The organism is Armatimonas sp. (assembly GCF_043760365.1).
Taxonomy (GTDB): domain Bacteria; phylum Armatimonadota; class Armatimonadia; order Armatimonadales; family Armatimonadaceae; genus Armatimonas.
Genome location: NZ_JAYUPA010000004.1, coordinates 1 through 7,018, shown reverse-complemented (window position 1 = coordinate 7,018; position 7,018 = coordinate 1). Strand labels below are relative to the sequence as shown.

General features: G+C 60.8%; 6 protein-coding genes. All 6 read left to right on the top strand.

From position 1 onward, the window contains the following. Positions 1 to 812, top strand: an 812-nt coding sequence (locus tag ACH2EH_RS00085) for a phenylalanine 4-monooxygenase (RefSeq protein WP_395137602.1), incomplete at its 5' end; no start/stop codon positions are given. Further along, the gene (locus tag ACH2EH_RS00080; protein ID WP_395137600.1) at positions 799 to 1,971 is read left to right on the top strand and encodes a 2-oxo acid dehydrogenase subunit E2; all 1,173 of its coding nucleotides are present in this window, start codon (positions 799 to 801) and stop codon (positions 1,969 to 1,971) included. The genes ACH2EH_RS00085 and ACH2EH_RS00080, both read left to right, overlap by 14 nt. Then, complete coding sequence (locus ACH2EH_RS00075; RefSeq protein WP_395137598.1) at positions 1,968 to 2,714, top strand: electron transfer flavoprotein subunit beta/FixA family protein; 747 nt, start codon at positions 1,968 to 1,970, stop codon at positions 2,712 to 2,714. Before ACH2EH_RS00080 ends, ACH2EH_RS00075 begins: the two co-directional genes overlap by 4 nt. Next, positions 2,711 to 3,538, top strand: a complete 828-nt coding sequence (locus ACH2EH_RS00070; RefSeq protein WP_395137597.1) for an electron transfer flavoprotein subunit alpha/FixB family protein — start codon at positions 2,711 to 2,713, stop codon at positions 3,536 to 3,538. The genes ACH2EH_RS00075 and ACH2EH_RS00070 overlap by 4 nt, the downstream gene beginning before the upstream one ends. A gap of 24 nt (positions 3,539 to 3,562) precedes the next feature. Continuing rightward, the gene (locus ACH2EH_RS00065) at positions 3,563 to 5,587 is read left to right on the top strand and encodes a heterodisulfide reductase-related iron-sulfur binding cluster (protein ID WP_395137595.1); all 2,025 of its coding nucleotides are present in this window, start codon (positions 3,563 to 3,565) and stop codon (positions 5,585 to 5,587) included. 157 nt (positions 5,588 to 5,744) lie between these two features. Further along, positions 5,745 to 7,018: acyl-CoA dehydrogenase family protein (locus ACH2EH_RS00060; RefSeq protein ID WP_395137593.1), on the top strand; the 1,274-nt coding region annotated here is incomplete at its 3' end.

Here is a 7,018-nt window from a genome sequence, read left to right as displayed (position 1 = left end):
TCTATACCCCGAGCAACCATGAGGCATGGCGGCGGCTCTACGCGCGGCAGACGGACTCCTGGCAGCGCTTCGCCAACCGGCACTTTCTGCGCGGGCTCGAAACGCTTCGCCTTGATCCGAACCGCGTGCCGCTGCTCGACGACGTGAACCAGTTCCTCTCGCCGCGCACGGGATTTGTCGCACGGCCCGTCTCTGGCTACGTCCCGGCGTACGCCTTTTTTGACTGTCTGCGCCAGCGTGCCTTCCCCACAACCATCACGATTCGCGATGCGGAGCGATTAGATTATCTACCCGAGCCGGATATTTTTCATGATATTGCGGGCCATGTCCCGATGCACACCGACCCTGCGTTTGCCGATGCTCTCGTGCGCTTCGGCGACTGTGCGCACACGGCGGCGGAGCTTGCGGCGGGGATTCGTGACAAAGACCAGCAAGTGCACCAGCTCTCTAGCATTATTCGAGCAATGGCGCGTTTTTTCTGGTTCACGATCGAGTTTGGCCTGATGCGCGAGGGCGATGCGCTAAAAATCTACGGCTCCGGGCTGCTCAGCTCACACGGAGAGATTGAGCATGCCATTGTCTCGCCTGAGGTGCAGCGCTACCCGATCCAGCTCGAATGGGTGATTAACCAGGGCTTCGAGATTGACCACTATCAGCCGCTGCTCTTTATTGTGGCCAGCTTTGACCATCTCTTTGAACTGGTAGACACGCTCGAAAAATGGATGCGTTTGGGTAAACTAAATAATGTCGCGCCCGGAGAACCTGGTGTCTCCGAGGCGGATTTGAGGAGCTTTTTAGATGCCGGTAGTTGATGTCCTAGTCCCGCAGATGGGTGAGGGCCTGCAGGAAGTGCTCATCGTCGAGTTTTTCAAAAAACCGGGTGATCGGATCGCGCGGGATGAGCCGTTCTATTCGATGGAGACGGACAAGGCGACCATGGAGGTCGAGTGTCTCCATGAGGGTATTCTGGTCGAGTGGCTCGCCGACGAAGGCGATACGCTGGAGATCGGTGTGCCGGTTTGCCGTATGGAGGTGGAGGATACCTCCTCAACCCACCCTGGAACCCACTCTGGAACCCACCCCGGCTCGTCCCTCGCCGACCCTCCCTTGGACCAAGGGAAGGTGGATGTGAGCAGTAGCGATCAGCCGGGTGGGGTCGACCTCCGCACGATCTCCCCCCGCACCCGTGCCTACGCCAAAGAGCAGGGCGTGAGCGATGCAGTGCTCGCCATCATTTCTGCTGCGAGCGGCAAGCTAATGCCAGAGGATATAGACAGGCACCTTCAACAAACTCCTCGGTTACCGGGGGCAGGAGGCGGCGGAGGGCAATTTACCGAGCGCCCCGTCTCGTCGCAGGACAAGACTTTTATCTTTCGGTTGCGGCGCAGTGCGGAGCAGGTGATTCCCGCCACTGCCAAACGCCACCTCGACTGGGGGCCGGTTCGTGCCTACGCGGACACGAAAAAGGCCGAGCTGACGGACAATCCGCCGTCGGCGTTTAACTGCGTGGCGTGGGCCATAGCGAAGGCCACAGCAGAGCACCCGAAATTCCGCTCGACGCTTCTCCGTGAGGAAGTGATCCGTGAGCATGCTCATGTCAATCTAGGAATCGCGGTTGCCATGCAGACCGGTGAGCTGGTTGTCGCTGTGGTAGACGCCGCCGATACGCTGAGCTTTGAGGATTTTGTTTCTGTCTCCAAGGCCAATATCGCCGTGGCGCGGGGCGGACGCGACCAGGCCACGGAGGCGACGCAGCTCGTGCTGACCTACATGGGGCCGTATGAGATCGTAGATGCCGTGCCCGTGCTAGTGGCGCCTGCGGTGGCGGTGCTCTTTATCGGCTCGCCGTTTGAGCAAGGGGGCAAAATGCTCGTGAATCTTGTCCTGACTTTTGACCATCGGCTCGTACACGGAGTTGAGGCGGCGGAGTTTCTCCGAACAATCGTACAGAATGTGGAGGGCCTCGCGTGACCATCCTTGTGCCCATAAAACGTGTCCCCGATCCGTATGAGAAAATCCGCGTCAGCAGTGAGGGCACGCTTGATCTGGACGATCTCAAGTGGGTGATCAACCCGTTCGATGAGATCGCGCTGGAAGAAGCGGTGCGCCAGCGCGAAGGCGGGGCCGATGTCCAGATTGTCACCGTGAGTATTGGCGGGCCGGAGTGTGTGGAGCAGCTCCGAACGTCGCTGGCGATGGGTGCCGATCGAGCGATTCTTGTTGAAACGGAGGCTTCTCTGGAGCCTGTAAGCGTCGCGCGGTTGCTTCAGGCGGTTTTTGTGCGCGAGGAGGCCACGCTGGTTCTCATGGGTAAGCAGGCCATTGACGACGACTACAACCAGACGGGGCAGATGCTGGCCGCGCTTCTGGGGGTTCCACAAGCCACGTTTGCGTCGCAGCTCACCCTGGAGCCAGGGCACGCCGTGGTAGTCCGAGAGGTGGATGCGGGGCGTGAGACGGTGCGCGTGGCACTACCCGCCGTTGTCACGGTAGATCTGCGGCTGAATGAGCCACGCTATGTGGCGCTCCCCGCAATTATCAAGGCCCGGAGTAAGCCACTGGAGCAGCTCACTGCTGAGGAACTGGGAGGCGCTCCGGCAACGCGCATTGAGGTGCTGGAGCTCTTCTCCCCGCCGCCGCGCAAGGCCGGGCGCAGAGTGGCGAGCGTGGACGCGCTGCTCACTGCTCTTCGGGAGGAGGCGCGGGTACTATGAAGCTCTTAGTTCTTGGGGAAACGCCGCAGACGGTAACTTTCGCGCAGCACTGGGCCAAAGCTACGGGCGGGAGCTTTGTGGTACTGGCTCCGGTATCCATCACGGCGGACGCACTGGTGATGGCGATGAAGAGCGAAAACTGTGATTCGTTGGTCGGGGCCGCGACATCGTTAGGACGCGATGTGCTTCCGCGTGTGGCAGCTCTGCTCGACTTACCTATGCTCTCGGATGTAACGAGCGTGGAGAGCCGCGAGGGCAGGCTGACGCTCACGCGCCCTATGTACGCCGGAAATGTGGTTGCTCGCGTTCGGACAACCGGCGATGTCGGGGTGTACAGTGTCCGGAGCGCCGCCTTTGGTACGCCTGAGCCCGGAGCCCCCGAGCCTATCGCTGCCGCAGCGCTCCCCCGAACCGGCTACGAAGTTCTGAGTCTCGATGCGCCCGAGCAGACGCGTCCGGAGCTGACTCAGGCGCGCGTTGTGGTTTCTGGCGGGCGGCCCACGCGGGATGCGGCGACGTTTGAAAAGCTGATCGGGGGCTTGGCGGATGCGCTGGGCGGAGCAGCCGGTGCGACGCGTGCTGCCGTGGATGCGGAGATCGCGCCCAATGAGCTGCAAGTGGGGCAGACCGGGAAAGTCGTTGCGCCAGAGCTTTATATCGCTGCCGGAATCTCGGGGAGCATCCAGCATCTCGCGGGAATGAAAGACTCCAAAGTGATTGTCGCTATCAACACCGACCCCGATGCCCCCATCTTCGAGGTCGCAGACTATGGCCTCGTCGCCGATATCCATCAGGCGATTCCTGAGCTGATCGGGAAGCTGTAACCCCGTGAACGAAAGTCAGCGCTGATGCCGACCCGGAAAATACTTCTGCATATCACCTCCGGCCAGCAAGTGGCGTTCTACCTGCTGGCCCTGGTGGCGATGGCGATCTGTGCCTACGGAATTCTCCGGCGCTGGAAAGCCTGGCGCGGCGGAAAACCGCTGCCGCCCGTCACGGACTGGCCCGGGCGGATTCGCAACGTTCTGGATCAAGCCCTTGCCCAGCGCCGGGTGCGGCGGCGCAGGCTCGCGGGTGGAATGCACGCCGGAATTTTCTATGGTTTTTTGGCGCTTTTTATTGGCACAACCATTGTCGCTATTGAGCACTACGGGGCGTTGCTTTTTGGCGAGCACTGGTTCTACAAAGGCGCTTTTTACCTCCTCGTGAAAGCTGCGCTGGATTGCTTTGGCTTTGGCCTTTTGATCGCGCTCTGTGTGGCGCTCTGGCGGCGGCTGGTCACAAAGCCCGCGAGCCTGGGAAACTCCCCCTACGATGTTGGTTTTCTCGCACTGTGCCTTGCGGCAACCGTGACGGGCTTCTTACTGGAGGGTGCGGGAATCGCCTCAGACCCGGCGCGGCTCTCGTTTGCGGGCTTCTCGCCGGTCGGGCTCGCCGTCTCGCAGGGGTTTGTAGGACTCTCGGTGGGGGGCTACACGGCGACTTGGTGGGTGCACATTGTGCTGGTACTCGCCGTTATTGCCGCGTTGCCGTACGGTCGACGCTACCATCTGTTTGTGATCCCCGTCAGTGTCGCCCTACAGCCCGAGCGCCCGATGGGAGTGCTGGAGCCGATTGCGATGAGCGAGGTCGAAGAAACGGGCAAGATCGGCCTCACGGAGCTCGCGGACTTAGACTTCTGGCAGCGACTGAGCCTAGACGGTTGCATGGAGTGCGGGCGCTGCACCGATGCGTGTCCGGCCAATGCAGTCGGCAAGGAGCTCAACCCCAAGCAGATCGTGCTGGATATCCGTCGCTACATAGACAACCCGCGCGCCCTTACGGTGAACGGGGAGGCAATCTCCACGGACTTCATCAGCGATGAGTCGCTGTGGGCCTGCACGAACTGCCATGCGTGTGTGAACGAGTGCCCCGCGCTGATCCGGCACGTGGATCTGATTGATGGTATCCGCCGCTACCGGGTGGCGGAGGGAAGGCTTTCCGGCTCCGGGGCGGGGATGCTCCGCAAGCTGGGGAGCCGCGAGAACCCTTGGGGACTGCCCGCCTCGCAGCGTCTCGACTGGGCTAAGAGCCTTGAGCCGCCGATTGAAAAAGCCACCAAAGACGATAACCGTGAGGTGCTCTTCTGGGTCGGCTGTTCTGGTGCGTTCGAGCCGCGTGCACAAAAGACGGTTCAGGCTACCGCACAGCTACTCCAGGCCGCAGGGGTGAAGTTTACTGTGCTGGGGCCAAAAGAGCGCTGCACGGGCGACGCTGCGAGGCGTATGGGTGATGAGTTTCTCTTCCAGCAGCTTGCCGAGGCCAATATCGCGACCCTCAACGGCATTGACGCCAAGCGCATTGTCACTCAGTGCCCGCACTGTCTGCACACGCTGAAGAACGAGTACGGACAGTTTGGCGGCAACTACGAGGTGCTTCACCACACACAGCTTCTGAGCGAGCTGGTCGAGAGTGGTCGCCTCAAGCTAGAGCCACAGACAGAAAGCTCGGTCACGTACCACGACCCGTGTTTTTTAGCACGCGTTAATGGTGAAACCGAAGCGCCCCGAAAGGCGCTACGCTCATCGCTCCAGCTCCCCATGCTGGAGCCGGAGCGCAACAAAGACAAGACGTTCTGCTGCGGCGCCGGTGGTGGCCGAATGTGGATGGAGGAGCCCACGACTCAGCGTCCCGGGAACAACCGGGCCCAGGAGCTGATCGCGACCGGGGCCAGTACGGTCGCGGTAGGTTGCCCGTTCTGCAAAGTCATGATCGCTGATTCCGTAGCCGCCGTCGGTGGAGAGAACCCGCCGGAGGTAGTGGACGTGGCGGAGCTAATGCTACGGGCGGTGTCGCCCCGTGCGGTGTCGCCCCGTGCGGGGTCGCCCCCATGAACGGGGGCGTCTTATTGTCCTCGTTCCTCGGACACAAAGGGCGTGCCGCCCATAGTCGAGTTTACTCGGTATGGCCCGAAGTGGCCTTCGTGTCGGCGAAGCCGTCAAAAAGACGCCCCCGTTCCTGGGGGCGATAAAGCGATAAAAGGAAAAGAAAATGCTTGGTGGAGAATTTTTACTGCGCGATGCAGTGCCGGAGTCTGTGTTTACACCCGAGGAGTTCAGCACTGAAGCGCGACTGATGGGGCGCACCGCCGATGAGTTTTTGAAGAAATCGGTTCTGCCCTTCGTGGAGCGAATCGAGAGCCATGATATTGATTTGATGGCGGAGCTAATGCGACAGGCAGGTGAGCTGGGGCTTCTGGGGGCAGAAGTGCCAGAGGTCTACGGTGGCTTTGGGATTGATAATCGAACGGGCGCCCTGATCGCGGAGAAGCTCAACTGGCAACAGTCATTTGCGCTCTCCCATGAGGCGCACACTGTGATCGCCACACTGCCCTTGCAGTACTTTGGAAGCCACGCGCTCAAGAGCAAGTATCTCCCCAAGCTCGCCAGTGGCGAGTGGATCGGCGCGTTTGGGCTGAGTGAGTCCGGTTCCGGCTCCGATGCCCTTGGGGCACAGACACGAGCGGACTTGAGCCCCGACGGCCAGCACTGGGTTCTCAGTGGCGGCAAGATGTGGATTACCAACACGGCCTTTGCTAGCCTTTTCACGATCTTCGCCAAAGTGGATGGCGATAAGTTCTCGTGCTTTATGCTCGAACGAGACACGCCAGGTCTCTCGTTTGGCAAGGAGGAGCACAAACTCGGGATGAAGGGAACTTCGACGCGGCGCTTGATCCTGGAGAACGTCACGATTCCTGTGAGCAATCTCGTGGGCGAGATTGGCAAGGGCCACTATGCCGCGTTTTGTGCGCTGAATCTGGGCCGCTTCAAGCTGGAGGCGGGTGCCGTGGGCGGGATGAAAGAGACACTCGCGGTGTGTGCGGCCTACGCCAACCAGCGCAAGCAGTTCAATCGCACCCTCGGCAGCTTCGGCATGATCCAGGGCAAGCTCGGCTCGCTATGTGGTAGGCTCTTTGCGCTGGAGTCGGCGGTCTATCGGTTAGCAGGTGACTTGGACTCGGTCTTTGAGGGCATTGACCCAATTTCTGAGACCGCGCCACAGGCGTATCATCATGCTGCTGAGGAGTACTCCATTGAGTGCTCCATTGTGAAAGTAATCGGCAGCGAGCTCTACTCCTGGGCAACCGATGAAGCCATTCAGATTCACGGCGGCTACGGCTACACTGAGGAGTTTCCCGTCGCCCGTGCTTGGCGCGACCAGCGGCTGCTACGAATCGGCGAGGGAGCCAACGAGATTGTCCGCCCGATTATCGTCAACACGCTCCTACGCCGCGCCAAGCAGGGAAGGCTTGATCTTGCGATCCA